The 25382-nt window shown below is 75.5% G+C and carries 20 protein-coding genes; 11 read left to right on the top strand and 9 right to left on the bottom strand.

Annotation, left to right across the window (positions count from 1 at the left end; all coding sequences use genetic code 11):
- Positions 1–92 precede the first annotated feature (92 nt).
- The 5 genes from ACFVXH_RS05795 to ACFVXH_RS05775 form a co-directional block, all read right to left on the bottom strand.
- Positions 93–1013 carry a LysR family transcriptional regulator gene (locus ACFVXH_RS05795; RefSeq protein WP_387820440.1) on the bottom strand — a complete coding sequence of 307 codons (921 nt, stop codon included), beginning with the start codon at positions 1011–1013 and terminating at the stop codon, positions 93–95.
- On the bottom strand, positions 1014–1889 hold the full coding sequence (gene fdhD / locus ACFVXH_RS05790) for a formate dehydrogenase accessory sulfurtransferase FdhD (protein ID WP_387820438.1): 876 nt from the start codon (positions 1887–1889) through the stop codon (positions 1014–1016).
- Positions 1877–3217, bottom strand: a complete 1341-nt coding sequence (locus tag ACFVXH_RS05785; protein WP_387820436.1) for an MFS transporter — start codon at positions 3215–3217, stop codon at positions 1877–1879. Before ACFVXH_RS05785 ends, fdhD begins: the two co-directional genes overlap by 13 nt.
- Before the next feature lie 255 nt (positions 3218–3472).
- Entirely contained in the window at positions 3473–3955 is a 483-nt protein-coding gene (locus ACFVXH_RS05780) for a GreA/GreB family elongation factor (protein ID WP_074004089.1), read from the bottom strand.
- A 126-nt stretch (positions 3956–4081) separates the two neighbouring features.
- A complete protein-coding gene (locus ACFVXH_RS05775) occupies positions 4082–6217 on the bottom strand; it encodes a UvrD-helicase domain-containing protein (RefSeq protein WP_387820607.1) in 2136 nt (711 codons plus the stop codon).
- Positions 6218–6484: 267 nt separating this feature from the next.
- Here ACFVXH_RS05775 and ACFVXH_RS05770 point away from each other — a divergent pair, with 267 nt between their 5' ends.
- The 5 genes from ACFVXH_RS05770 to ACFVXH_RS05750 all read left to right on the top strand — a co-directional run bounded on the left by ACFVXH_RS05770 (position 6485) and on the right by ACFVXH_RS05750 (position 15009).
- Positions 6485–7927: a glyceraldehyde-3-phosphate dehydrogenase gene (locus ACFVXH_RS05770; protein WP_049660894.1), complete on the top strand. Its 1443-nt coding sequence runs from the start codon at positions 6485–6487 to the stop codon at positions 7925–7927.
- 152 nt (positions 7928–8079) lie between these two features.
- Entirely contained in the window at positions 8080–8883 is an 804-nt protein-coding gene (locus ACFVXH_RS05765; protein WP_387820433.1) for a hypothetical protein, read from the top strand.
- Positions 8884–9014: 131 nt separating this feature from the next.
- Entirely contained in the window at positions 9015–10061 is a 1047-nt protein-coding gene (locus ACFVXH_RS05760; protein ID WP_387820431.1) for a hypothetical protein, read from the top strand.
- A gap of 86 nt (positions 10062–10147) precedes the next feature.
- Positions 10148–12034, top strand: a complete 1887-nt coding sequence (locus ACFVXH_RS05755) for an HSP90 family protein (protein ID WP_387820429.1) — start codon at positions 10148–10150, stop codon at positions 12032–12034.
- Positions 12034–15009 (top strand): hypothetical protein, encoded by a 2976-nt coding sequence (locus tag ACFVXH_RS05750; RefSeq protein ID WP_387820427.1) that lies wholly within the window; start codon positions 12034–12036, stop codon positions 15007–15009. Before ACFVXH_RS05755 ends, ACFVXH_RS05750 begins: the two co-directional genes overlap by 1 nt.
- Before the next feature lie 59 nt (positions 15010–15068).
- On the opposite strand, the gene ACFVXH_RS05745 is transcribed toward ACFVXH_RS05750, so the two are convergent.
- Together ACFVXH_RS05745 and ACFVXH_RS05740 are read right to left on the bottom strand one after the other, a co-directional pair.
- Positions 15069–16367 carry a chitinase gene (locus tag ACFVXH_RS05745; protein ID WP_387820425.1) on the bottom strand — a complete coding sequence of 433 codons (1299 nt, stop codon included), beginning with the start codon at positions 16365–16367 and terminating at the stop codon, positions 15069–15071.
- Positions 16368–16563: 196 nt separating this feature from the next.
- Positions 16564–17469 (bottom strand): LysR family transcriptional regulator, encoded by a 906-nt coding sequence (locus ACFVXH_RS05740; RefSeq protein ID WP_380738131.1) that lies wholly within the window; start codon positions 17467–17469, stop codon positions 16564–16566.
- A gap of 103 nt (positions 17470–17572) precedes the next feature.
- Between ACFVXH_RS05740 and ACFVXH_RS05735 the strand changes: the two genes are divergently transcribed.
- The 4 genes from ACFVXH_RS05735 to ACFVXH_RS05720 all read left to right on the top strand — a co-directional run bounded on the left by ACFVXH_RS05735 (position 17573) and on the right by ACFVXH_RS05720 (position 20883).
- Positions 17573–18484 (top strand): DMT family transporter, encoded by a 912-nt coding sequence (locus ACFVXH_RS05735; RefSeq protein ID WP_387820423.1) that lies wholly within the window; start codon positions 17573–17575, stop codon positions 18482–18484.
- A 10-nt stretch (positions 18485–18494) separates the two neighbouring features.
- Positions 18495–19808 (top strand): sensor histidine kinase, encoded by a 1314-nt coding sequence (locus ACFVXH_RS05730; RefSeq protein WP_380777344.1) that lies wholly within the window; start codon positions 18495–18497, stop codon positions 19806–19808.
- The gene (locus ACFVXH_RS05725; RefSeq protein ID WP_049660614.1) at positions 19793–20449 is read left to right on the top strand and encodes a response regulator transcription factor; all 657 of its coding nucleotides are present in this window, start codon (positions 19793–19795) and stop codon (positions 20447–20449) included. Before ACFVXH_RS05730 ends, ACFVXH_RS05725 begins: the two co-directional genes overlap by 16 nt.
- Positions 20450–20520: 71 nt before the next feature.
- Complete coding sequence (locus tag ACFVXH_RS05720) at positions 20521–20883, top strand: hypothetical protein (RefSeq protein ID WP_049660617.1); 363 nt, start codon at positions 20521–20523, stop codon at positions 20881–20883.
- Here ACFVXH_RS05720 and ACFVXH_RS05715 read toward each other — a convergent pair.
- Positions 20855–22003: a glycosyltransferase family 4 protein gene (locus ACFVXH_RS05715; protein ID WP_387820604.1), complete on the bottom strand. Its 1149-nt coding sequence runs from the start codon at positions 22001–22003 to the stop codon at positions 20855–20857. The genes ACFVXH_RS05720 and ACFVXH_RS05715 overlap by 29 nt on opposite strands.
- Positions 21910–23331, bottom strand: a complete 1422-nt coding sequence (locus ACFVXH_RS05710; protein ID WP_387820420.1) for a glycosyltransferase 87 family protein — start codon at positions 23329–23331, stop codon at positions 21910–21912. The genes ACFVXH_RS05715 and ACFVXH_RS05710 overlap by 94 nt, the downstream gene beginning before the upstream one ends.
- A 223-nt stretch (positions 23332–23554) precedes the next feature.
- On the opposite strand from ACFVXH_RS05710, the gene ACFVXH_RS05705 reads away from it, so the two are divergent.
- Positions 23555–24571: a GNAT family N-acetyltransferase gene (locus ACFVXH_RS05705; protein ID WP_387820418.1), complete on the top strand. Its 1017-nt coding sequence runs from the start codon at positions 23555–23557 to the stop codon at positions 24569–24571.
- Complete coding sequence (locus tag ACFVXH_RS05700) at positions 24564–25358, top strand: aminotransferase class IV (RefSeq protein ID WP_380777353.1); 795 nt, start codon at positions 24564–24566, stop codon at positions 25356–25358. Before ACFVXH_RS05705 ends, ACFVXH_RS05700 begins: the two co-directional genes overlap by 8 nt.
- The last annotated feature ends 24 nt before the right edge of the window (positions 25359–25382 follow it).

Below are 25382 nucleotides of genomic sequence, written 5' to 3'. Positions count from 1 at the left end.
GGCTGGGTCGAGGCTATGCCGGGCGGTCGGGGCGCGCGCGTCGAGCGGTTCCCGTGCGCCCGGTGTGGGCGCCCGGTGTGGGCGCCCGGTGGTCAGGCGCCGCCCGGCAGGCTGCCGAGGACGGCGGCCACCTCGGTGCGCCGGGCGACCTCCAGCAGCGCGCGGGCCATCACCGAGCCGGGCTCCCGGGCGGCGGTCACCAGCCCGATCGGCGCGCTGTGCACCGGCTCCGCCAGCGGGACGGCCCGCATCCCGTGCGGTACGCCGAACACGTGCAGCCAGGCGTACGGCACGATGCTCGCCCAGTGGCCGGTGCGGACGTGGGCGAAGAGCGAGGCCACCGAGTCGGTCTCGACCCGGGGCGTGGCCTCGAGGCCGAGGCCCGCGAACACCTCGTCCAGCACCCGGCGGCCCTGCATGCCCGGGTGCAGCAGGCACAGCGGCAGCCGGGCGGCCTCCTCCCAGGTCGCCCGGGGGTGCCGGGCCAGCTCGTCGGCCGGACCGGTCAGCAGGACGTACCGCTCCTCGTAGAGCGGGAGCGCGCGCAGGTCGTCGGCGCCCGGTCCGGGCAGGTAGGTGATGCCCGCGTCGATCTCGAAGTTCCGCACCTGGCGCAGGAGTTCGTCGGATCGCAGGTCGGTGGACAGCTCCACGGCGGCCAGCGGGTGGGCGGCGCAGAACGGTCCGGTGAGCAGCGGGACGGCGCCCGAGGCGGTCGGCACCGAGCCGATCCGCAGCCGTCCGGCCAAGCCGGTGCGCAGCGCGTCCACCTCGTCCCGCAGGGCGTCCCGGTCGGCCAGGATGCGCTGCGCCCACAGCACGATCCGCTCGCCCTCGGGCGTCAGGCCCTCGTAGCTGCGCCCGCGCCGCACCAGCAGCACCTTCAGCTCGTCCTCCAGCTTGCGCAGGGCCTCGGAGAGCGCGGGCTGGGAGACGTGGCAGGCCTGGGCGGCGCGGGCGAAGTGGCGCTCGCGGGCGAGCGCGACGAGGTACTCCAGCTGGCGGAAGAGCATCTACCGGCCTTCCTCCCGGACGGCGGCCTCGGCGTCGGTTCGGACGTCCGGGCCGACGTCGATCCGGTCCGCGCGGGTGTAGACGTTCATCGACTCACCGCGCAGGAAGCCGACCAGGGTCAGCCCGGTCTCCTCCGCGAGGTCCACGGCCAGCGAGGACGGCGCGGAGACCGCCGCGAGCAGCGGGACACCCGCCATCACGGCCTTCTGCACCAGTTCGAAGGAGGCCCGGCCGCTGACCATCAGCACCGTGCCGCGGGCCGGCAGCAGCCCCTCGCGCAGGGCGTGGCCGACCACCTTGTCCACGGCGTTGTGCCGGCCCACGTCCTCGCGCAGGCAGAGCAGCCGCCCGTCGGCGTCGAACAGCCCGGCCGCGTGCAGGCCGCCGGTGCTGTCGAAGACCTTCTGGGCGGCGCGCAGCCGGTCCGGCAGCGCGGAGAGCAGCGCGGGGGTGACGCGCAGCCCGTCCTCGGCGACGCTCCACGGCGCGGTGGTGCGCACCGCGTCCAGGCTGGCCTTGCCGCACAGGCCGCAGGAGGAGGTGGTGTAGAAGTTGCGCTCCAGCGAGGCGTCGGGGGCGGGCACGCCGGGGGCGAGCTGGACGTCCACCACGTTGTAGGTGTTGCCGCCGTCGGCGGTCGCGCTGGCGCAGTAGCGGATGCCGGCCACCTGCCCGGCGGCGTGCACCACGCCCTCGCTGACCAGGAAGCCGGCCGCCAGGTCGAAGTCGCTGCCCGGGGTGCGCATGGTCACCGTCAGCGGGCGCCCGCCGACCCGGATCTCCATCGGCTCCTCGGCGGCCAGGGTGTCGGGACGGTACGAGGGCGCGCCCTGGCGCAGGCGCAGCACTCTGCGGGGTACGGTCACTCGGCCCATGGCGGTCGGCTCCTCGGTGGTGTGCTGGCGACGGACTGTACGGATGCATCCTCGCGCGTCGGCGGCTCCGGGTGCTCCCCGGCCGGCAGGTGGCGGCGGCTGTGGGCGGCGGTGACCGCCAGGCAGAGCAGGCCGACGACCGCCATGCCCGCCAGCAGCGCCGGGTAGGAGGCGTGGCCGGCGGTGCCGGCGAGCAGCAGCGGGGTGAGGAAGCCGCTGGAGGTGGTGCTCTGGTAGAGCGAGGCGGAGGTCGGGCCGGAGGCGTGCGGGTCGGGGGCGTGCCGGGTGAGCCGCTCCACCTCGTGCAGCCCCGCGCCGAGCGTCAGCCCGTACCCGGTGCCGAGGACAACGGCGGCGGCCACCACCAGGCCCACCGAGTCGCGGGCCGCGGCGACGGCGCCGAGCAGCAGCCCGGCGATCACGGTGGCCATCGCGGTGAGGGTGGCCCGGGCGCTGTCCGCGTCGTCCAGCCGGGCGGCGAAGGGCTGGGCGACCACGCCGGTGGCCAGGGTCAGCGCCGCGACCAGGCCGCTGAACAGCGGGGCGTAGCCGGGCACCCGGTCGGCGACCAGCGGCGGCAGCACCACGTACGCCACGGTGGCGGCGCCGAGCACGGCCGGGCTGGCGGGCAGCACGACGTAGCGGAACCGGGGGTGGCGGACGGCCGCCGTGCGGTGCGGGGGCGTGCCGCGGCCCGGGGTGCTCTCCGGCCCGCCCGCCTTGGCTCCTGCCCTGACCCCTGCCCTGACCCCTGCTCTGGCCTCCGGCTTCGTCTCCGGGAGCCCGCGGGTGGCCCGCAGCACCAGCAGGCAGCCCAGCGCGTGGGCGAGGGCGGGCAGCACCGTCGGGCCGGGCAGCCACTCGGCGAGCACCCCGGAGGCCAGCGCGCCCGCCGCGAAGCCCGTACCGGTGGCGTACATCGCCCGGCGGGCCGCCCGCTCGGGCGGGACGGCGGGCTCGGAGAGCTCGCGCAGCCAGGCCGTCCCGGCCAGGAAGACCAGCCCGGCCGCGAAGCCGGTGGCCAGCCGGGCGGCGTACACGGACGGCTCGTCCGGCAGTGCCAGCACGACGCTGGCGGCGGCGGACAGTCCCAGCGCGCCGCGCACCGTCCGCCGCCGGCCGTACCGGTCGGCGGCGGGCCCGCCCAGCAGCAGCCCGGGCACCAGGCCGACCAGGTAGACCGAGAACATCGCGGCCAGCGAGAGCGCCGACCAGTCGGTGCGTGCCCGGTACACGGTGGCCAGCGCGGTGAACTGGTTGGCGCCCCAGGCGGCGACGGCGACGGCGGCGGCCGCCGGGAGCCAGCGGGCGGTGCGGGACGGGGGCATGCGCGCGCTCTGCTCGGTTTCTCTCGGGTGCTTTCCGGGGGCGTGAATTCGCTGGGAATTCGCGGTTCCCCGATTCCCGTCCAGTGTCCGGCAGGCCATCGCGGCACGTCAAAGAGGCGACACGACTGAACCGATAAGCCCCGCCTATCAACAGTCACGCCGATATCCCGCCGATATCCCGGCCCGTTTCCCCCGGAATTCCGACCGGAATTCGACCGTGCCGCGCTGTGCCGCGCTGTGCCGCCCCGTGCCGCCTCAGCCCGACTGCGGGCCCGCGTCGGCGCCCACCGACAGCACCACCGCGCTGGCCGCGCCGGCCGGGGTGTCGTAGTTCACCGTCTCCCCGGCGTGCCGCCCGAGCAGCGCCTTCCCGAGCGGGCTGTCGAAGGTCACCAGGGTGAGGTCCCGCTCCTCCGCGATCTCCGAGATCTCGACGGTCTCCTCCGTGCCGTCGTCGAACCGCACGTTCACCGTCGACCCCACCCCGACCACCCGCGCGGACGGCTCCCCGGCCACCTCGGCCTCCCGCAACCGCGCCTCCAGCTCGACGATCCGCCGGTCCAGCCGCGCCACCTCCGACGCCCGCTGCAACTCGTCCGCCGCGTCCGCCCGGTCCCCCACCGGATCCACCCCGCGCAGCGTCGCGGCCACCTCCCCCCGCTCCACCCGCAGCTGCGCCAATTCCTCCCGCACCGCACGCAGACCCTCGGCACTGATCGGTTCCGGCCCACCGCTCATCCCAAGCTCCCGGGGCTGCTCGTCACACACTCGAACACCGGCCGTTTCCCATTACCCCACCACCCGCACCCCCGGGCAACTTCCGGGCCGGTCGACCACCCGGAGCGGGCCCCGCGGGGCCGTGGGTCAGCGGGTGAGCAGCCGGGCCGGGGCGATCGGTTCGAGGAAGACGCTGGGTGTGCCGTGCCAGGACACGCTGAGGGCTTCGCGGGCGCGGGTGCACGCCACGAAGAGCAGGCTCAGCTCGCCGGTGAGGTCCTCCTGGTGCTGCAGCGGGTCGGTGTCCGCCGGGGTGATCGCGCTGCGCAGGGGCACCGTGCCGTCGCTGACGCCGACCACGGCGACGCAGCGGTACTCCAGGCCCTTCATCCGGTGCATGGTGCCGACCCGTATGCCGGGGGACGGCGCGTCGCCGAGCACGTGGGTCGCGATCCCGGCCTGCCCCAGGGCGTGGGCGGCCTCGCGGCCGAGCCGTCCGGTCCGTACGGCGACGCCGATGTCCTCCGGGCTCACGCCCGAGGCGGTCCACTCCTCGACGCGGGCGACGAGGGCCCGGAACTCCTCGGCCCGGTCGGGATGGCCGGACACGTCGGGGTGGGCGCCGTGCAGGGTCGAGTGGTAGCCGGCCAGCGAGTCCTCCCCGCCGTCCATGTCGTCCGGGCGTTCGCCGGTGAGCAGGGACGCGGACCAGGTGAGGATCTCCTGTGTCGTCCGGTAGTTGATCCGGAGTCGGAAGGAGCGGCCGACCACCTGGATGCCGAGCGAGCGCAGCGAGACCTTGTTCCCGTAGATCCGCTGGTGCGGATCGCCGGAGAGGAACAGGTCGTCCGGGCCGGTGGCCACGAGCGCGCGCAGGAACCGCCATTGGACGGGGTGCAGGTCCTGCGCCTCGTCGATCACCACGTGCCGGAACGGGCGGTCGCCCTGGTCGTCGAGCATCCGCGCGGCCCGCGCGCAGACCTGGAGGTACGTCAACTCCCCGGCCTTGCGCAGCTCCTCCTCGAACGCGGCCACCGCGCGCCACAGTTCGGTCCGCTCCGGTGCCCCGAGGGCCTTGCCCCGTCCGGTCCGCGGTGCCTTCAGGTACTGCTCCCGGCTCCCGATCGACTGGGCCAGTACGACCTGCCGCCACTCCTGGTCGAGGAACAGGTCGGTGAACCCGACGCCGAGCCGGCGGGCGACCCGTCCCCAGCGGGCCAGGATCGGGTGCTGCTGGAAGAGGACCTTCGACGGGGCGGCGCCGGGGGAGCGCCGCAGGACCTCGGCGGCCAGCGCGTCGACGGTGACCACCCGGACCTTCGCCCGGATCCGTCCGTCCGTCACGAGCAGGGCGAGGCAGCGCTCCAGCTCCGCGGCGAGGTCCTCGGAGGAGGTGGTCAGCAGAATCGATCCGTCAGGCGCCTCCGCCGGCAACTGGCGGGCCAGGTGGTAGGCCCGGTGCAGGGCCACCACCGTCTTCCCGGTGCCGGGGCCGCCGGTCACCCGGGCCGGCCCGCTGTACGACTCCCGGTAGGCGACCCGGTACTGGGCCGGGTGCAGGAAGATCCGCCAGGCGTCGAAGGGGCGTTCCAGGATCTCCAGCAGTTCGTCGGGCCCGGACACCAGGGCGACCCGGCCGCGCGCCCGGGCCATCGCCGAGACCAGCCCGTCGGCGGGCTGGTCGACGCTCGTGGGCGCGGCCGCCCGGGCGTACGCCCGGACGATCTCACGATCGATCTCGGCCGGCTCCATCCCGCTCGCGAGGCCGACCAGGACGTCGAACTGCTGCTCCGGCAGCACGCGGTGGAGCGCCTCCAGGTGCGCCTCGTCGGGGAGCAGCCGGATGATCGGCAGGATCTCCTCGTCGACGCCCAGGCTGCGCAGGACCTTGTCGGAGCGGTCGGCGAAGAGCCTGCGGGGTTCGTCGGCGGCCAGCGCCTTCAGCGACCGGGAGGCCCGTTCCAGCGCGACGTCGTTGCGGATCTCGACGCCCTGGGTGGCGGCGTTGACCGAGGCCCGGTGCTTGACCGCCCAGTCGTTGGCCTTGTCGTGCGGAAGGACCTTCAGCAGGAGGTAGCCGTCGCCCCGGTCGGCCTTGAGGACGACCCCCCGCCAGAAGTCGGTGATCCGGATGGTCCGGATCCGGGGGTCCCGCTGGTTGGTGAGCTTCTCCAGGTGCACGCCGGTGTGGGTGGCCTCGGTGAACTTCTCGAAGGTCTCGAAGACCCGCCGCTGCACCGGCTTCTCCAGCGCCGCGAACTCCATCAGGAAGTCCCGGTGCATGCCCAGCGTCGCCACCCCGGCCCCCTCGTGCCCGTGCCCGTCCGCCCGGGCCGTGCGTTTCACTGTACTGGCCCGGATGATCACCCACGCCGGGCCGCCCGACGGGTGGTCGGATCGAGGGTGGCGGTGATCACCTTCGGGGGTGGGGGTGGGGGGAAAGCGCAGGTCGGGGGCTCGGGTGGGGAGGGTGGGGGAGGGACCGGCGGTCGGGGCGCGGGCGGGCGAAGCTACCATGTGGGCAACACCCTCAGCTCGAAAGATGGACTTGTGACTGTCAACGACGACGTGTTCACGGACTGGAAGAACCGCGAGGAGATCGCGGAGTCGATGATCCCGATCATCGGGCGGCTGCACCGGGAGCGGGACGTCACCGTTCTGCTCCACAGCCGGTCCCTGGTGAACAAGTCGGTGGTCAGCATCCTCAAGACGCACCGCTTCGCCCGGCAGATAGCCGGCGAGGAGCTCTCGGTCACCGAGACGATGCCGTTCCTCGAGGCCCTGACCGCCCTGGACCTCGGCCCCTCGCAGATCGACCTCGGCATGCTCGCCGCGACGTACAAGGCGGACGACCGCGGCCTGTCGGTGGCGGAGTTCACCGCCCAGGCCGTCGTCGGCGCCACCGGTGAGAACAAGCTGGAGCGCCGGTCCGGGCAGGACGTCGTGCTGTACGGGTTCGGCCGCATCGGCCGGCTGGTCGCCCGGCTGCTGGTCGAGAAGGCCTCGGGCAACGGCCTGCGGCTGAAGGCGATCGTCGTGCGCAACAGCGGCGGCGACGACCTGGTCAAGCGCGCCTCGCTGCTGCGCCGTGACTCCATCCACGGCCAGTTCCAGGGCACGATCACCGTCGACGAGGCGAACAACAAGATCATCGCCAACGGCAACGAGATCACGGTGATCTACTCCGACGACCCGACCACGGTCGACTACACGGAGTACGGGATCAAGGACGCGATCCTGATCGACAACACCGGCCGCTGGCGCGACCGCGAGGGCCTGTCGAAGCACCTGCGCCCCGGTATCGCCAAGGTCGTGCTGACCGCGCCGGGCAAGGGCGACGTCCCGAACATCGTGCACGGCGTGAACCACGACACGATCAAGCCGGACGAGCAGATCCTGTCCTGCGCCTCCTGCACCACCAACGCCATCGTCCCGCCGCTGAAGGCGATGGAGGACGAGTACGGCGTGGTCCGCGGCCACGTGGAGACCGTCCACTCGTTCACCAACGACCAGAACCTGCTGGACAACTACCACAAGGCCGACCGCCGCGGCCGCTCGGCGCCGCTGAACATGGTGATCACCGAGACCGGTGCCGCCTCGGCCGTCGCCAAGGCCCTGCCGGACCTCCAGGCGAAGATCACCGGCAGCTCGATCCGCGTCCCGGTGCCGGACGTCTCCATCGCGATCCTCAACCTCCAGCTGAAGCGGGAGACCAACCGCGAGGACGTCCTGGAGTACCTGCGGAACGTCTCGCTGACCTCGCCGCTGAAGCGCCAGATCGACTTCACCGACTCGCCCGACGCCGTCTCCAGCGACTTCATCGGCTCGCGCCACGCCTCGATCGTGGACGCCGGCGCGACCAAGGTCGAGGGCGACAACGCGATCCTCTACCTGTGGTACGACAACGAGTTCGGCTACTCGTGCCAGGTGATCCGGGTCGTCCAGTACATCTCGGGCGTCGAGTACCCGACCTACCCGGTTCCGGCGGTCTGATCCACCGGTAGGGCAGGACGACCACCGGTAGGGCAGGACGACGGAGCAGTACGGCGGGGCGGTGACCGACAGGTCGCCGCCCCGTCGGCGTTCGCGGGCGGGGCGGTCGCTATCTTGAGGGATCACTGACAGGACTGGGGAGGGTGATCGGGATGGGTGGTCGGCGGGTGCTCGCCGCGGTGGCGGCGGCCGGGGTGCTGACGGGAGTGCTGACGGGGTGCTCCTCCGGGGGGTCTTCGAAGGGCGCGGGCGGGGCGGCCGCGGGCTCGCCCGCGGCTCCGGCCGCGTCGAGTCCGGCCGCGACGGGAGCGGCGGGGGCGTCAGCGGGTACGGCGGGGGCGTCCGCGTCCGCGCCGGCGGCCGCCGACGCCCCCGGGGCGGCTTCGGCGCCGGCCTCCGCACCGGCCCCGGCCGCTGCCGAGGCCCCGCACGCGGACCTGGAGGCGGCGCTGCTGGACGACAAGGTGGTCGGCCAGGTGCTGCCGGACGCCAAGGCGATGACCGGGTGGGAGGAGGAGAAGCGGAAGGTCGACACCGCCGACCACCAGGTCACCTGTGCCGGTGCCGCCGCGGCCTCCTGCGCGGGCAAGCCGCTGAGCGGGTCGGTCCGGTTCTCCTCGGGCGACGTGGTCGTCCGCTTCCTGGTGGACACCCTGCCCAGCCGGGACGCGGCGGCGCAGCGGCTGAAGGAGAACTACGCCTCGTACTCCGCCGGGCCGTTCAAGAAGGTCGACACCCCGGCGCTGGGCAGCGAGAGCCAGGCCTTCCAGGGGCCGCTGGCCGAGGGCGAGGGCGTCGGCATCGTGGTGCGGTCGGGCACCGTGGTGGCGAGCGTCACCAGCGAGGGCGGTCCGGTGGACGTGCCCGCGACGCGGAGGTTCGCGGTGATGCTGGTGAACCGGATCGAGCAGGCGCAGGCCGGGAAGACGCCGGACGCCGGGCTCGGCGCGGCCTGACGGAACCCCCTCGCCGGGCGGGCAGGGCGCTGGGCTGGGCAAACGGATGTCAGTCGACCGTGATATGTACTTTTCCCGTGGCCGCTGTGCGGTCGTGCGAAAGATACCGATGACGTTCGAGGGGGCCAGACATGCCGCTGTTCCGACGCCGCTCCGGCGGGGAGGGCGCGGAGGACCGGGCCGAGCGGCGCGGGTTCGGGTTCGGCTTCGGCCGCCGGGGAGCCGGAGCGCCCGCGCCGGCCGGTGGCGGCGAGCCGCGGCTCGACCCGGCGTACGGGGACGAGTCGCTGCGCCTGATGCTCCGGCAGGCCTCCGCCGGGGACTGGGCCGCGCTGCGCCCCGCGCTGGCCGCCGCCGAGGGCGAGGAGCTGACCTTCCTCGTCGGGGCGATATCCGACGTGCCCCGGGTCGAGCAGTGGACGTCCCGCGCGCTGGCCGACGCCCCGGACGACACGCTGCTGCTGTTGCTGTCCGGCGCCCGGCAGATCGCCTGGGGCTGGGAGGCCCGGACGGGCGCCCGGGCCAAGGACGTCACCGAGGAGCGCTGGAAGGCGTTCCACGAGCGGCTGGACACCGCCGAGGAGCAGCTGCTGGAGGTCGCCGAGCGCGAGCCGTCCTGGCACGCCCCCTGGCGGTTCCTGCAGACCAGCGCCCTCGGGGCCTCGCTCGGCCCGGAGGTCGCCACCTGCCGCTTCGAGGCCGCGGTGCGCCGGGCGCCGGGGAGCTCCGCCTCGCACTGGGTCAGGCTTCAGCAGCTGAGCGCCAAGTGGGGCGGTTCGCACGAGGAGATGCACGCGTTCGCCCGCTCGACGATGCTCGCCGCCCCGGAGGGCAGCCACCTCGGCGAGCTGGTCGCGGTCGCGCACCTGGAGCACTGGCTGGCCCTCCCGGACGGCGAGGACCGCGCCTACCTGACCAGTCCGGCCGTGGTGGCCGGGCTGCAGGAGGCGGCCTTCCGGTCCGTCCTGCACCCGGCCTTCGAGCCGGCGCGCGGCTGGCAGGGCTCCTTCAACACCTTCGCGATGGCCTTCTCCCTCGCCGACCAGCCCAAGACCGCGCGCCTGCTGTTCGAGGCGCTGGACGGCCTCGTGACCAAGGCGCCCTGGCACTACCTGTCGGGCGATCCGGTCAAGGCCTTCCGCGCCCACCGCGACCGCTGCACCTCGTACTGGCGCTGACGCGCACCCGGCGCCGAGTCGTACGGGCGCCGCCGCCGACCCGCATCCCACCACCGTCATCCACCCCGCGATCGAAAGAGCCTCCGGTGTCCCCTACCGACAACCCGACGAGTGCGCACACCTTCCAGGTGGACCTGCGCGGCCTGGTGGACCTGCTCTCCCACCACCTCTACTCCAGCCCGCGGGTCTACCTGCGCGAGCTGCTGCAGAACGCCGTGGACGCGATCTCCGCCCGCCGCGCCCTCGACCCCGGGGCGCCGGCCAGGATCACCGTCCGGGCCGACGACGAGCTGTCCGTCACCGACACCGGCATCGGCCTGACCGAGCAGGACGTCCACACCTTCCTCGCCACCATCGGCCGCAGCTCCAAGCGCGACGCCGACGGCCGGCTCGACGGCGCCGGGCTGGCCCGGGCCCGCGGCGACTTCATCGGCCAGTTCGGCATCGGCCTGCTCGCCTGCTTCGTGGTCGCCGACGAGATCACCGTGGTCACCCGCTCCGCCGCCACCCCGGACGCCCCGGCGATCGAGTGGCGCGGCAGCTCCGACGGCAGCTACACCATCCGCACCCTGCCCGCCTCGGCCAAGCCCGAGCCGGGCACCACCGTCACGCTGGTCCCGCGCGCCGACGCCGCCGAATGGACCCGCGCCGGCCGGGTCCTCGCCCTCGCCCGGGACTTCGGCAGCCTGCTGCGCCACGACGTCACCGTGGTCGACGGCAACGGAACCGAGCACCGGGTCAACCGCACCCCGCCGTGGGCCGAGCGCCACGCCTCCCCGCTGGCCAGGCGCGACGCGCTCGCCGAGTACTGCCGCGCCGCCTTCGACTTCACCCCGCTCGACACCATCGAGCTGGACCTGCCGCTGGTCGGCCTGCGCGGCGTCGCGTACGTCCTGCCGGACGCCGCCCCGCCCTCGCGCCGCAACGGCCACCGGGTGCACCTCAAGGGCATGCTGCTCTCCGACCAGGCCGACGAACTGCTGCCGGACTGGGCGTTCTTCGTCCGCTGCGTGGTCGACACCGACGGGCTGCGCCCCACCGCCTCCCGCGAGGGCCTGTACGCCGACGAGACGCTGGCCGCCGTGCGGGACGCGCTCGGCGCCCGGATCCGCGACTGGCTGACCGGCCTGTCCGCGAGCGACCCGGCGCTGCTGCACCGCTTCCTGTCCGTCCACCACCTGGCCGTCAAGGAACTCGCGCGCTACGACGACGAGTTGCTGCGGATGATGCTGCCGTGGCTGCCGTTCGAGACCACCGACGGCAACGTCACCCTGGACGAGTTCGCCCGCAGCCACCCGGCGGTGCTGGTGACCAGGACGGTCGAGGAGTTCCGCCAGGTCGCCCCGATCGCCGGCGCGGCCGGGCTCGGCGTGGTCAACGGCGGCTACACCTACGACCACGACCTGGTGCACCGGCTGCCCGAGATCCGCCCCGGCGTCTCCGTCTCCGACCTCGACCCGGGCACCGTCACCGCGCACCTGGACACCGTCGACCCGGCCGCCGAGCTGGCCGCCAACGCCTTCCTGGCGATCGCCCGCGAGGTGGTCGGCCGGTTCGACTGCGACGTCGCGCTGCGCAGCTTCCACCCCACCAACGCGCCCGCCCTGCTGCTCGACAACCGGGAGGCCCGGCACGAGCGCACCCGGGCCCAACTCGCCGACGAGGCGGACGGGTTGTGGGCGGACATCCTCGGCTCGCTGCGCGCCGAGGCGCCCCGCGCCCAGCTGGTGCTCAACCACCTCAACCCGCTGGTGCGCCGCGCCGCCACCGTCACCAGCCGCGAGCTGGCCGTCACCGCCGTCGAGGCGCTGTACGGGCAGGCCGTGCTGATGACCCGCCGCCCGCTCAAGGCCAGCGAGTCCGCGCTGCTCAACCGCTCGTTCATCAGCCTGCTCGACCACGCCATGCTCGGCCACGAGGCCGGCGGGGCGAACGGGGCGAACGGGTCGAACGAGGCGGGCGGGGCGGCGTGATGCTGGACACCCCCGACGCGGTGATGGCCGCGCTGCGCGAGAACGACGCCCGCCCGTACGGCCGGACCAGGACCGTCACCGCCGAGGAACTCGCCGACGCCGCTGAGCAGTTCGACGACACCGGCGTCCTCTCGATGGCCCTGCTGGAACTGATGGAGGCCTACGAGTACGACGGCGAGCGCGGCAAGGGCCCGGTCGTCTTCGCCCGCGTCCTCAGACTCTGGGACACCGACCCGGACGGCTTCGGCGAGTGGGCCCGGCAGCAGGTGCTCTGGCGCTTCAAGTGGGTCGCCGACACGCTCAAGGACAACCCGGACGTCCCGCTCGCGGCGGTGCGGCGCTGGCACACCGAGCTGCGCGACCGCTACCGCGCGGCCGGCCAGGACCTCCAGCCGTACTACGCCCAGCGCTACCACCTGGCCGCGCACACCGGCATCGACGTGCAGGACGCCTACGAGCTGTGGGCGGCCCGCCCGCGCGCCGAGCTGAGCGACTGCCACGCCTGCGAGACCCGCGCCCGCGCCCGGCACCACCTCGCCGCCGGGGACGACGCCCGGGCCCTGGAGGCGCTCGCCCCGGTGCTGGACGGCCGGAGCGGCTGCGAGCAGGAGCCCCACCTCAGCCAGGCCACGGCGCTGCTCGCGCAGCTGCGCCAGGGCCGGTCGGACGAGGCCCGCTCGGGCCACCTCGCCGGCTACCGCCACGCCCGCGGCAAGGCCTCGATGCTGAACGCCGTCGGCCTGCACATCGAGTTCTGCGCGCTGTCCGGCAACGAGCCGCGCGGCCTGGAGCTGCTCGCCGAGAACCGCGCCCTGTTCGCGGTCACCGGCGACCCGGCCGCCCGGCTGGACTTCCTGACCGGTGCCGAGGTGCTGGTCGCCCAGCTCGCCCGGGCCGGCCACGGCGAGCTGGCGGTCAGCGGCCCGGCCGGCACCGCCTGGACGGTGGACTCCCTGCTCGCCCACCTGCGCGCCGAGGGCGACGCGCTGGCCGGCCGCTTCGACGCCCGCAACGGCACCGACGCGGTCGGCGCCGGGCGGCGCGCCCGGCTGGCCGTGGAGCCGCTGCTCGCCGAACCGCTGGCACTGGGCGTGCGGGCCGCCGCGGCTTCCGGGCTGTCGGCCGCCCCGGCGGCCGCGCCCGCGCCGCGCCGGGCGGTCGAGGCGGAGCCGGAGGATTTCACCGCCCTGGTGCTGCGGGCCCGCGAGCTGGAGGTGCTCGGCCACCCGGACGCCGACCGGCTGTGGAAGCGGGTCGCCGAGCGTGCGGAGGCCGCGGACTTCGTCCACCCGGAGAGCGCCGAGCTGGGCGGCCCCGAGCGGCTGCGCGCCGAACTCGCCGAGCAGCGGGCCCACGAGGCGCTCCAGCGGGACGCGTGCGAGGAGGGCAAGGCCGGGCTGCTGGCCGCCGCCGAGCTGTTCGAGCAGGCGGGGCTGGCCGGGTCGGCGCTGATGTGCCGGGCCCGGACGCTGATCGCGGACCTCGACGAGGGCGACGAGGGCGACGAGAGCGACGAGGGCGCCGAGGCCGAGGGCGCTGCGGACGGCGAGGGCGCCGGGCGCGGCGGCCGGCGGGCCGACTGGGCGGCGCTCGACGCGGCGCTGGCCCGGGCCGAGGAGCTGCGCGCCGGCGGCGAACTGGCCGACGACGACTACCTGATCGTGCTGCAGACCCGCGCCTACGCCGCCCACCACGACCTCTCCGAGGTGCTGCCCGAGCCCGCCGCCGAGGTGACCGGGCGCTTCGAGGCGGCGGTCGGCGGCTACCGGCGGGCCGCCGTGGAGCTGGGCTCCGAGCGGCGGGCCGCCACCTCCCGGCAGTACACCGCCGACATCGCCGCCCGGCAGGGCCGGCTGGCCGAGGCGGAGGCCGAACTGCGCGAGGTGCTGGCCCAGTTGGACGCGGCCGAGCTGCCCTGGCACACCCCGCGGGTGCTCGGCCTGCTGGGCCAGGTGCTGCTGCAGGGCCACGAGCCGGGCCAGGCGGTCGAGGTCTTCCACCGGGCGCTGGCCGAGGCCGTGCGCTGGGGCGACGACTCCTACCCGTACGCGCCGACGTACATGATGCTCGGCCACTCCTGCCTCCAGGTGGGCGACCTCGGCGGCGCGGTCCGCGCGCTGTCGGAGGCGGCCGCGCGCTACGACCGCAAGGGTGCCGAGGCGGTCGAGGAGGCCGCCCGGGTGCGCCTGCAACTGGCCGACGTGCTGCGTGACACCGGCCGGGCGGCGGACGCGGTGGCCGTCCTGGAGTCGGTGCTGCTGGACGCGTCGGCGGCGCGGCTGGACGTCCGGATGCTCGCCCAGGGCCGGCTGGACCTCGCCCGGGGCCTGTCCGACCTGGAGGAGCACCGGGACGCCGCCGAGGAGTACCTGCGGCTCGCCGACCTGGTGGCCGGGTGGGAGGACCAGGAGACCCACACCATGGTCGCCTGCGAGGCCACCCTGGCGCTCGCCCGGGCCGAGCGCTGGGACGCCGCCGAGGCGGCGCTGGCCCGCGCCCGGGAGGCGCACGGGAAGGCCCCGCAGGTGGACCAGCTGGCCGCCACCCTGCGGGAGCTGGCCCGGCTGACGACGCGGGAGAAGGGCGAGGAGGGGCTGGAAGCCGCGCTCGCCCTGCTGGCCGAGGCGGACGCGGTCGGCGAGGCGGCCGAGCGGTCCGGCGAGGAGTACAACTCCTGGTACCTGCGCGGCGGTTCGCACTACGAGCGGGCGCGTTCGCTGGCCGTCGCCGGGCGGCACGAGGAGGCGCTGGCCGAGGTCGAACGGGCCATCGCGGAGTACGAGGCGGGCGGGGTGCGGGCCGAGTCCCCGCGGGCGGAGGCCGTCCGGCTGGCCGCGCTGATCGAGGGCAGTGACCTGGGGCGCACCGACGCGGCGGTGGCCCGGCTGGCCGCCGGCATCGCGCGCTGCGAGGCGGCCGGGCTGCCGGAGGCGGCGGAGGTGCTGGCGGAGCTGCGGGAGCGGTTCGCGAACTGACCGGCGGGGGGCGGGCGTTCATGGCGCCCGCCCTCCGCCGGTGGTCGCCGGTGCGACCGTCAGCAGGGCCCGTCGTCGGCCCAGACGCCCCACTGGCCACTGGCGCTCGGCACCTCGTTCAGCGTCCACCACTTGGCGTGGTAGGCGTGCCCGTTGTACGAGACCTTGGCGCCGCCGTTGTACGTGGTGCTCGCGCTCCACGCCGGGGCGGCGCAGCTGCCCGGGGTGGTGGGCGGCGTGGTCGGGGGAGTCGTCGGCGGGGTGGTGGGCGGCGTGGTGGGCGGGGTCGCCCCGGCGAACTTCACCGTGAACCTGGTGAAGTCCCAGTCGTTCTGCACCACGCTGGAGCAGGAGCCGGACAGCCCCGGGTCGACGTTGCCCGCGCACTGGCGGTCCCGGTTGACCGACCAGTAGGTGTACCGGGCCAGGCCGTGCGCGGTGGCGAAGTCCAGCACGGTCTGGAAGTCGGACTGGTGGAAGTACTCGGCGGCGTCGGTGCGGCCGTTCATCATCGACACGCCCTCGTGGGCGTAGGCGGTGGCCTCGTTCCAGCCGAAGGTGGTCTGCAGGATCTGGTTGAACTTCACCAGCGCGTCGGTCTGCGCCGCGGCGCCGCTGAAGCCGCCGTCGAACGGCATGATCGAGTAGTTGTCGGGCGTGAAGCCCTGCGACTTGGCCTCGTTGAGCATCTGGGTGCCGAACCAGCCGGTGCCCGCGTTGGTGCCGGCGGTGGTGATCGAGACGTACAGGCCGGGGTTGTTCTGCTGGAGGATCCGCGCCGCGCCGATCTCGTTGTGGATGGCCGAGGTGTTCTCGTACTCCGGCTCCTCCAGGTCGAAGTCGATCGCCTTGAGGCCGTACTTGGTGATCACCTTCTGGTACCCGGCGGCGGTCGCCTCGGGGGTGCCGCAGACCTGGCCCAGCTTGGTGCCGCCGTACCCGCCGACCGACACCGAGACGTCCCCGCCCTTGCCGCGGACGGTCTGGATGACGCTCGGCATGGTGGTGTCGGTGTCGATCGGGGAGGTGCCGCCCCAGGCGGGCGAACAGCTGCTGCCCTGGGCCAGGATGAACGCCAGCTGGAAGGCCTTCTGGCCGGTGGCGTCCATGACGGCGGCGGCGTCCGGCGGGCTGTTGTCCTCGGGCATCAGGTACGGCGCCGAGGCGTACCAGTTGCTGCCGAGCCCTCCGGCGGCCCCGGCGGCCCCGGTGCCGGTGGTGTCCGCGGCGGCGGAGCCGGTGCCGGCCAGGGCGGCGACGCCGCCGGCGACCAGGCCGAGCGCGGCGGCCACGGCGAGCGCGGCGCGGCGCCTGAAGGGGGGACGTGCGGTGTGCTGTGGGGGAAGAGCGCGCTCCATCGGAAGCCTTTCCAGGACACGGCAGTGGGGGAGGCGGGCCTGCTCACGCCGGGTGCGGGGGTGGCGTGGCGGCTGAACGGGCCGTCGGCGGCGGGTGGTTGCCGAAGGTCCTCACTGGTATAGACCTGTCAGGGAAGGGCGGTCAACCCCAAAGAGGTCAAGGCGCACCGGTCGGCCGACGGGCCCTGGAGTCGGCTCACCGGGACGGAACTCCGGCCGCCGCCCCGGCCGCCACTCCCGGCGCCATCCCCGCCAGCAGCGAGCCGACCGCCGGGGACCACGGGCGGCCGGTCGGCCCGGTCAGCGACAGCGTCCGGTGGACGGCGGGCCGGATCGGGACCAGCACGCAGTCGGCCGGGAGCATGGTCAGCGCCAGCGCGGGCATCACCGAGACCCCGACGCCCGCGTGCACCATGCCGATCAGGCTGTTCAGGTCGCGGATCCGGTGCCGGGGCGTGAAGCGGGTGCCGGCCCGCCGGTAGGCCTCGCGGATGTGGCGCTCGCAGCCGCCCTCCGAGAGCAGGAAGTCGTCGTCCTCCAACTCGGCCACGTGGACGGTCGGTTGGCCGGCGAGCGGGTGGTCGCGGCGGAGCAGCGCGTGCATCGAGTCGGCGCCGAGCGAGACCGCCCCGGGTGGCAGCGGCCCGGCGTCCACCAGGACGGCGGCGTCCACCGTGCCCGCCTCCAGCCAGGCCGCCAGCTCGTCGTCCTCGCCCTCGAAGACCCGGACGGTCACCTGCGGGTAGGCCGCCCGCCAGTCCTTGAGCAGCCCGGGCAGCAGCGCCTGGCAGACGGTGGTCGGCGCCGCCAGCCGTACGGTGCCGGTCGGGCCGCCGGAGTGCCGGGTGGCGATCGCGCGGACGGCGGCGGCCGAGGCGACGGCGGTCCGGGCGTGCGGCAGGACCTGCTCGCCCAGCGGGGTGGGCCGGCACGGGCTGCCGCGCCACAGCACGGGCGCGCCGAGGCTGCGCTCCAGCGCGGCGACGGCGTGCGAGACCGCGGACTGGCTGATGCCGAGCTCGTCGGCGGCCGCGCTGAAGCCGCCGGTGTCGGCGACCGCGACCAGTGCCCTGAGCTGGGCCAGGTTGACGTCCGGGGTCATGAGACTTCCTCATCACGAGTGCACTGCCACTTGTTGGACTCATGCTGCGGCGCCGGGCCACGCTCTGTCCAGAAGACGCGACGGGAGGACGGAGGTGGTCGGGGTGAGGCGCTGGTTGCCGGGCTTCGTGGCACTGTCGGCGATCTGGGGCGCGAGCTTCGCCCTGATCAAGGTGGCGGTCGAGGCGGGCGTGCCGCCGCTGTGGGTGGCGCTGTGGCGCTGCCTGCTCGGCGCCACCACGCTGTGGGCGGTGCTGCTGCTGCGCGGCGAGCGGGCCCCGCGCGACCGGGTGCTGTGGGGGCACTCGGCGGTGGTCGCGGTGCTGCTCAACAGCGTGCCGTTCACCCTCTTCTCCTTCGGGGAGACCAGGGTCAGCTCGGTGCTCGCCGGGGTGATGAACGCGACCACCCCGCTGTTCACCCTGCTGTTCGCGGTGCTGACCGTCCCCGAGGAGCGCCGCCCGGGCGCCCGCCGGCTGGCCGGTCTCGGACTCGGCTTCGTCGGTGTGCTCACCGTGCTCGGGGTCTGGCGCGGCCTGGGCGCCGGTGCGACCGCCGGTGCGCTGGCCTGCCTGGCCGCCGCCTGCTGCTACGGCGCGGGCTTCGCCTACCTGCGCCGCTTCCTGTCCGGCCGCCCGGAGTCGGTGACCACCCTCTCCACGCTCCAGATCACCTGCGCCACCCTCGAGTTGGCCCTGGTGGCGCCGTTCGCCGCGGGCCTTCCGCGCTGGCCGGGCGCCGCCGCGGCCGGCGCGCTGCTGGTGCTCGGCGCGCTCGGTACGGGCGTGGCGTACCTGCTCAACCTGGCGCTGGTCCGCGGCGCCGGGACGACGGTCGCCTCGGCCGTGACGTACGTGACGCCGCTGTGGTCCACCGCGCTCGGCGCGGCCTTCCTCGCCGAGCCGGTCGGCTGGAACGCCCTGGCCGGCGGCGCGCTGGTGGTCGCCGCCGTCGCGCTGACCAGGCCGCGCGCGGCCCGCGCCCGAGCCCCGAAGGACCGTCAGCCGGTCGGTTAGGGTGGACCGGGTGAACGAGGGGTCGGTGACGGACGGGGAGCGGCGGCCGACGTCCGTACGCGAGGCGCTGCGGGCGCACCCGCTGCGCTTCCCGTTCACCCGCTGGGTGCCGCGCTGCTGGGCGTACCTGCTCGGCGGGGCGCTGTTCGGGCCGGTGCTGCTGGTGGTCCTCGCGGTGCTGCTGGTGGTCGGTGCGGGCCTGTCGGTGGTCGGCGTCGGACTGCCGGTGCTGCTCGCCCTGGCGCTCGCGGGCATCCCCGCCGCCGGTGTGGCCCGGTGGCGGCTGCGGCTGGTCGAGCCGGTCCCGCCGCCCGACCCGCACCGCAGTCTGCCCGGGGCCGGCCGCCGGGCCCGTGTCCGCACCCGGCTGCGCGAGCGGGCCACCTGGCGCGAACTCGCCCACGCCGGGCTCACCTCGACCGTGCTGGCCGCCGCCTCGCTGGGCTTCACCGCGCTGCTGGTGATCTCCGGCGCGTTCACGGTCTCCCCGCTGGTGGTCTGGGCGCTCGCCCCGGAGACCGTGATGCTCGTCCCCGGGCGCGCCGTCGCCGGGCCGTTCGCCGCCCTGCCGTTCACCGCCGCCGGACTGGCCGGTCTGCTGCTCTGCGCGTACGCCGGAGCGCTGCTGGTCCGGGCCGAGGTCGCGCTGGCCCGCTTCCTGCTCGGACCCCGGGAGGACGACCTCGGCCACCAGGTGCTCGAACTCACCCGCTCCCGGGCCCGGTTGGCCGACGCCTTCGAGGCCGAGCGGCGCCGGATCGAGCGGGACCTGCACGACGGCGCGCAGCAGCAGCTGGTCGCGCTCAGCATGACCCTCGGGCTCGCCGAGTACGAGCTGCGCGACCGGGACGGCCGGGCGGCGGAGCTCGTCACCCGGGCGCGCGGCGAGGCCCGGCAGGCGCTGGAGCAGCTGCGCGGGCTGGTGCGCGGCATCCACCCGCAGGTGCTCACCGACCACGGGCTCGCCGCCGCCGTCGACGAGGTCGCGCAGCGCCACCCGATCCCGGTGGCCACCGACATCGAGCTCCCGGAGCGGCTGCCCGCCCCGGTGGAGACCACCGCCTACTTCACCGTCACCGAGGCGCTCACCAACGCCGCCAAGCACAGCGGCGCCACCGCGATCACCGTCCACGGGCGGCTCGCGGGCGGCCGGCTGGTCGTCCAGGTGACCGACGACGGCCGGGGCGGGGCGGACCCGGCCGCCGGGGCCGGGCTGGCGGGACTCGCCGACCGGGTGGCACTGCTGAGAGGACGGTTGATGGTGACGAGCCCGACGGGCGGCCCGACGACGCTGCGGCTGGAGGTCCCGTGCTCCGGGTCGTGATCGCCGAGGACGCGGTGCTGCTGCGCGCCGGACTGGTCGAACTCCTCACCCTCGGCGGCCACCGGGTGACCGCCGCCGTCGGCGACGCGGAGGCGCTGGCCGCGGCCGTCGACGCCGAGCGGCCGGACATCGTGGTCACCGACGTCCGGATGCCCCCCGACCACACCGACGAGGGCCTGCGCGCCGCCCTCGCCCTGCGCGAGCGCCACCCGGGCCTGCCCGTCCTGGTCCTCTCCCAGTACGTGGCCACCCCGTACGCGACCCGGCTGCTCGCCGCCGCCGGCGCCCAACCGGCCGGTCTGGGCTACCTGTTGAAGGACCGGGTCGGCGACGTCGCGGACTTCCTGGACGCGCTGCGGCGGGTCGCCGACGGGGAGACGCTGATCGACCCCGAGGTGGTCCGGGTGCTGCTGCGCGGCCGGTCCGCCGACCGCCCGCTGGCCCGGCTCACCCCGCGCGAGCGCGAGGTGCTCGCGCTGATGGCCGAGGGCCTCAACAACCAGGCCGTGGCAGGCCGGTTGAGCATCACCGAGGCCTCGGTGGTGAAGCACTGCGGGAACATCTTCATGAAGCTGGACCTGGACCCGACGGAGGGCAACCGGCGGGTTCTCGCGGTGCTGGCCCACCTGCGCGGTGAGTGAACGGGCTGGCGCTGTAAGGCTTTTGAGTGACGCCCTTGTCAGGGCGGCCGCGGTGCCGGAACGATGGCGGCATGGCGAGGACACGGGAACCGCAGAGCGCGATCGTCAACCGGATGCTCAAGGGCGAGGCGACCAGGGACGACACCACGACGGCCCAGACCAACTTCCTGCTGTGGCTGCGGCAGGAGTGGGCCGGGGACGGGGACCAGGCGCTGGCGGCCTGCCAGGACGTGCTGACGGCCGCCGGGGGCGAGGAGTGGCGAGCACTTCCGGAGCGCGATCTGTCCGCCCACGTCTGGCTGTTCAGCTTCTCCTGCCCGAGCCGGGAGGACCTGCCGGGCCAGGCGCGGAACTGGGTGACGGCGGTCGGCGCCAACGGCGGGGCGCCCGCGATCGCCCGGCTGGTCAGGCACCTGCGGGGGCAGCCGGAGTGACCGCGGCGGCCGGATCGACCGCGGTGGCGGGATTGACCGCGGTGGCCGGGTCGGCCGGGTCCGGCAGGGGCACGGCGGGGTCGAGCAGCTCGGTGAGCCGCCGCGCCGAGGCCTCCCAGGTCCAGTGCTCCTCCGCCCAGCGCCGCCCCGCCGCCCCCATCCGGGCGCGCTCGGCGGGCGGGGCGAGCAGGATCCGGGTCAGGGCGGCGGCCACCTCGGCGGGCGCGCGGCCGTCGACGACCGCGCCGGTGACGCCGTCCAGGACGGTGTCCGGGGCGCCGCCGGAGCGGCCGACCACCACCGGGAGGCCGGCCGCGGCCGCCTCCAGGAAGACGATGCCGAGGCCCTCGGCCTCCAGGCCCAGCCGACGGGTGCGGCACGGCATCGCGAAGACGTCCGCCTCCGCGTAGTGGCCGGCCGTCGCGGCGTGGTCGAGGCCGCCGGTGAACACCACGCTGCCCGGCTCGGCGAGGCGGAGGGCGAGGCCCCGCAGCCGGTCCTCGTCCGGGCCCCGGCCGACCAGCACCAGGGTCGTCCCGGGCACGGCCCGGCGGATCGCGGGCAGCGCGCGGATCAGCACGTCCTGGCCCTTGCGCGGGACCAGCCGCGCCACGCAGAGCACCACCGGGGCGGCGGACGCCTCCCCGACGGAGTCCTCGGAGGCCGGCCGGAAGACCGCCGGGTCGACCCCCGGCACCAGGCGCGCCAGCCGGGCGTCCGGTCCGAGCGCGGGCGCGATCCGGGCGCGGGTGTAGGCGCCGAGGTAGGTGACCGCGTCCGTGCCGCGGCCGATCCGGCGCAGCAGGCCGCGGGCGCCCGGGGTGCGGGCCCACCAGATCTCGTGGCCGTGGGTGGTGGCGACGGTGCGGCGGATGCCGGGCGCCAGCCGCCGCAGGCCGGGCGTCATCGCGGCGAGCGGCGCGGCGGCGCCGAACCAGACCCGGTCGCAGCCGTGCGCCCGGGCTATCTCGGCGGCCCGGCGGGTGGCCCGCGGGGTCGGCAGCAGGGTGCGGGCGCGGTCGCGGATCACCGGGTAGGGGAGAGCGGCGTCGTGCTGCTCCGCACCCGGTTCGGCCGAGGTGTAGACCACGACGTCGTGACCGGGGACGCGGTCGGCCATGGCCTTGACGAAGGTTTCGATGCCGCCCTGGCGCGGCGGGAAGTCGTTGGTGACGACGAGGGTGGTGCCCATGGCAGGCCTTTCGGAACGGGGAGCGGAACGGAGGACGGGAGGGAGGGCGAGACGGAGGACGAGAGGGAGGGCGAGACGGAGGACGAGAGGGAGAGCGGAACGGAGGACGGGAGGGAGAGCGGAACGGAGGACGGGAGGGAGGGCGAGACGGCGGACGAGAGGGAGAGCAGGACCAGGACGAGCGGCAGCGCGAGGTAGCCGAACCGTCCGGCGGGCGCCAGCAGGAAGGCCGTGGTCAGTCCGAGCGCCAGCCGGTGTACCGCGGCGGGCGCGGTGCGGGGCGGCCGGACGGCCAGGGACGCCCCGACGGCGAGCCCGGCGAGCAGCAGCAGGCCGACGGCGGCGCACCAGCCGACCGGGCCGAGGTCGGCCAGCAGCCGCCCGGGCAGCGGGCTCGCGGCCGGTGTCGGCAGGCCGCCGCGCCCGGTGGGGAAGGCGAACACCTGCTCCACCAGCGGCCCCGGCGCGCGCAGCGCCACCGGTAGCACCGCCAGTGCCGCCGCCCCCACCGCGACCGCCGTTCCGCGCAGCGCCGCGCGCCGTCCGGCGGTGGCCGCCAGCAGGGCCGCCACCACGGCCAGCGCCGGCCAGGCCGTCCACTTCAGCGCGCAGGCGGCGGCCAGCGCCAACCCGGCCGCCACCGGCCGTCGTTCGGCGGCGCGAACCAGGGCGAGCCAGCAGAGGCCGGTGAGCGGCAGGTCCACCCCGCTGACGCAGAGCGGCAGCGCGACCACCGGCGAGGCGGTGAGCGCGGCGGCGCCGAGCCGGCGCCCGGCGGGCACCGTCCGCAGCACGCAGACCAGGAACACCGCCGCGCACCACAGCCGGGCGTCGCCCAGCGGCGAGCCGCCCAGCGGGGTGCCGTCCAGCAGCGCCCGGGGCAGCCCCAGCAGGGCCATCCCGGGAAGGTACGGGGTGTACTCCTCGACGGTCAGCGGCTCGGCCAGGTACGGCGTGCCGGTGTGCAGCAGCAGCGACCCGGAGCGCTCGATCACCCCGACCTCGCTCTGCCCCCGCCCGTCCAGGACCAGCAGGAGCAGCGGCACCAGCACCGCCCCGAGGGCCGCGACCGCCACCGAGACCTCACGTCCGCGCCGCCGCACCAGCACCACGGCGAGCGCCGCCAGCAGGTACCCGCAGGCCGCCCAGGCCCCCCAACTCCGGTGCGGCCCGAGCCCGGACACCACCGGGAACGCCCCCGCCCACCCCGCCGCGACCAGCCACCCGCCGCACCACCACCACGCCCGTTTCGTCACCGCTTCATTGCATCGCCGCAGCTCGGCGGGGTCATCACGGCCAGGTCGAGTCTCGTGGTCGGGTTTCCCCTACCCCGCCCCGACGGCCGTCGGCGGCGGGCGCCGTCCTCGGGGCCGGTCCGGCGGCGGGGCGGGGTCGGCGCCACCTCCCGCTCCCCGCACTGACATTCGGTGGCGGCCGGATTACTGATCGTCCCCGCCGCGCCGCTATCCTCGCCCTGTGGTGAGGTCGTGGGATGCGGCGGTGGAGCGGGCGCAGGACCGGCTGGCGGCGGGGCCGCGGCTTCGGGCGGCCGGGCCGGGGGACGAACGGCGGTTCGCGCTCTGGGACTTGGCGTCCCTGGTGGAGGGCGGGCTGGGCGAGCTGGTGGACCCGGACGGGCTGGCGCCGCCGGCGGAGCGCGCCTGGCGGGAGCGGCTGGGGGAGAGCGGGCGGGAGTGGCCGGGCGGTGAGCTGTACCGGCGGCGCTACTGGATCCAGGACGACGACGGCGCCGTGGTGGGCACCGTCGCCGTGGACAACTGGACCAAGGGCCCGAGCCAGCTCGCCGTCTCCTCCCTCTACGTGACCCCGGCCGCGCGCGGGCGGGGCCTGGCCGCCGCCGCGCTGGACGAGGTGTACGCGGCGGCCACCGCCGAGGGCCTGCCGGGGTTCCGGTTGGAGGCGCACTGGACCTGGCAGCCGGCGGTCCGCTACTACCTGCGCCGGGGCCTGTGGGTGGTGGGCTGGAAGCACTCGCTGTCCTTCGCCCGGATGCCCCAACTCCCCCTGCACCGGGTGCGGGAGGAGGACGGCCGGCTGCTCCTGCTGGTCGCCGACCGGCTGCGGGGCTGGGTGCCGATACTGGCCGCCGGGCAGGAGGGCCGCTGGCTGCGGCTGGACGAGACGGCGGACTACCGGGGCTGCGACGGCTGGGTGCACGAGTACGCCCGCTCCACGCTGGCCCTGTACCTGGCGCTGGCCGGCCGGCCGCTGGTGCGCGGCCCGCAGTGGTGGGCGGAGGCGTGGCGCTGGTCGGACGCCGGGGAGCCGGAGGGCCTGGCGTACCGGATAGAGGAGTTCGAGCGGGTGGCCCGGGCGGCGGGCCGGCGGGTGGTGAGCCCGTACCGCCCGGTGCCGCCGCCGGAGCGCGCGTTGCCGGAGTCCGTCCCGCCGCAGTCAGTGCCCCCGCGGTCCGCGCTGCCGGGCTCCGCGCCGCGGCCCGGGTCCCCGCAGCTGGCAGACTCGGGGGATGGCTGAGATCGAGATCGACGGCGCCCCCGCCGACCCGGCGCGGCTGGCCGCGCTGGGGCTGCTCAACTACGGGCACTTCACCACCCTGCGCGCCGAGGCGGGCCGGGTGCGCGGTCTGGCCCTGCACCTGGACCGGCTGGTCCGGGACTGCCGGGTGCTGTTCGGCGCCGAGCTGGACCGGGCGGCGGTGCGGGAGCGGATCGGCGCGGTGCTGCCCGCCGACGGCGCGCCGGTGATCGTCCGGGTCACCGTGTACGACCCGGCGCTCGGCCTGGAGCGCCCCGCCGCCCCGGCCGCGCCCGCCCTGCTGGTGACCACCCGCCCGGCCGCGGCGGCCGAGCCCGCCCCGCTGCGGGTCCGCACCGCGGCGTACCGGCGGGAGCTGCCGGAGGTGAAGCACGTCGGCCTGTTCGGCCTGGTGCACCACCGTCGGCAGGCCCAACTGGCGGGCTACGACGACGTGCTGCTGGTCGGCGAGGACGGCCTGGTGGTCGAGGGGGCGACCTGGAACGTCGGCTTCCTGGCCGGGGAGCGGCTGGTCTGGCCGCAGGGCCCGAGCCTGCCCGGGGTGACGGAGGCGCTGCTGTCCGGCGCGTACCGGGGCCCGCAGTCCCGCGCGCCGCTGCCCGCCGACGGGCTGGACCGCTTCACCGCCGCCTTCGCGGTGAACGCGGGGGTCGGGGTGCGCCCGCTGGCGGCCGTGGACGGCACCGCCTTCGACCCCGCGCACCCGGCGCTCGCCGTCCTGCGCGCCGCCTACCTGGGGATTCCCGCCGAAGCGGTGGGGGGATAACCCCACCGCCGTTCCGCCGGTGGC

The sequence above is a fragment of the Kitasatospora sp. NPDC058184 genome, from assembly GCF_042883725.1.
Classification (GTDB): domain Bacteria; phylum Actinomycetota; class Actinomycetes; order Streptomycetales; family Streptomycetaceae; genus Kitasatospora.
Note: the sequence above shows the minus strand (reverse complement) of the source record. Positions and strands in the feature narration are given on the sequence as shown.

Bases quoted from the DNA above. Each gene is read 5' to 3' on its own strand.
- ACFVXH_RS05795 (WP_387820440.1), bottom strand. From the start codon at position 1,013: ATGCTCTTCCGCCAGCTGGAGTACCTCGTCGCGCTCGCCCGCGAGCGC.
- fdhD (WP_387820438.1), bottom strand. From the start codon at position 1,889: ATGGGCCGAGTGACCGTACCCCGCAGAGTGCTGCGCCTGCGCCAGGGC.
- ACFVXH_RS05785 (WP_387820436.1), bottom strand. From the start codon at position 3,217: ATGCCCCCGTCCCGCACCGCCCGCTGGCTCCCGGCGGCCGCCGCCGTC.
- ACFVXH_RS05780 (WP_074004089.1), bottom strand. From the start codon at position 3,955: ATGAGCGGTGGGCCGGAACCGATCAGTGCCGAGGGTCTGCGTGCGGTG.
- ACFVXH_RS05775 (WP_387820607.1), bottom strand. From the start codon at position 6,217: ATGCACCGGGACTTCCTGATGGAGTTCGCGGCGCTGGAGAAGCCGGTG.
- ACFVXH_RS05765 (WP_387820433.1), top strand. From the start codon at position 8,080: ATGGGTGGTCGGCGGGTGCTCGCCGCGGTGGCGGCGGCCGGGGTGCTG.
- ACFVXH_RS05760 (WP_387820431.1), top strand. From the start codon at position 9,015: ATGCCGCTGTTCCGACGCCGCTCCGGCGGGGAGGGCGCGGAGGACCGG.
- ACFVXH_RS05750 (WP_387820427.1), top strand. From the start codon at position 12,034: ATGCTGGACACCCCCGACGCGGTGATGGCCGCGCTGCGCGAGAACGAC.
- ACFVXH_RS05745 (WP_387820425.1), bottom strand. From the start codon at position 16,367: ATGGAGCGCGCTCTTCCCCCACAGCACACCGCACGTCCCCCCTTCAGG.
- ACFVXH_RS05740 (WP_380738131.1), bottom strand. From the start codon at position 17,469: ATGACCCCGGACGTCAACCTGGCCCAGCTCAGGGCACTGGTCGCGGTC.
- ACFVXH_RS05720 (WP_049660617.1), top strand. From the start codon at position 20,521: ATGGCGAGGACACGGGAACCGCAGAGCGCGATCGTCAACCGGATGCTC.
- ACFVXH_RS05715 (WP_387820604.1), bottom strand. From the start codon at position 22,003: ATGGCCGACCGCGTCCCCGGTCACGACGTCGTGGTCTACACCTCGGCC.
- ACFVXH_RS05700 (WP_380777353.1), top strand. From the start codon at position 24,564: ATGGCTGAGATCGAGATCGACGGCGCCCCCGCCGACCCGGCGCGGCTG.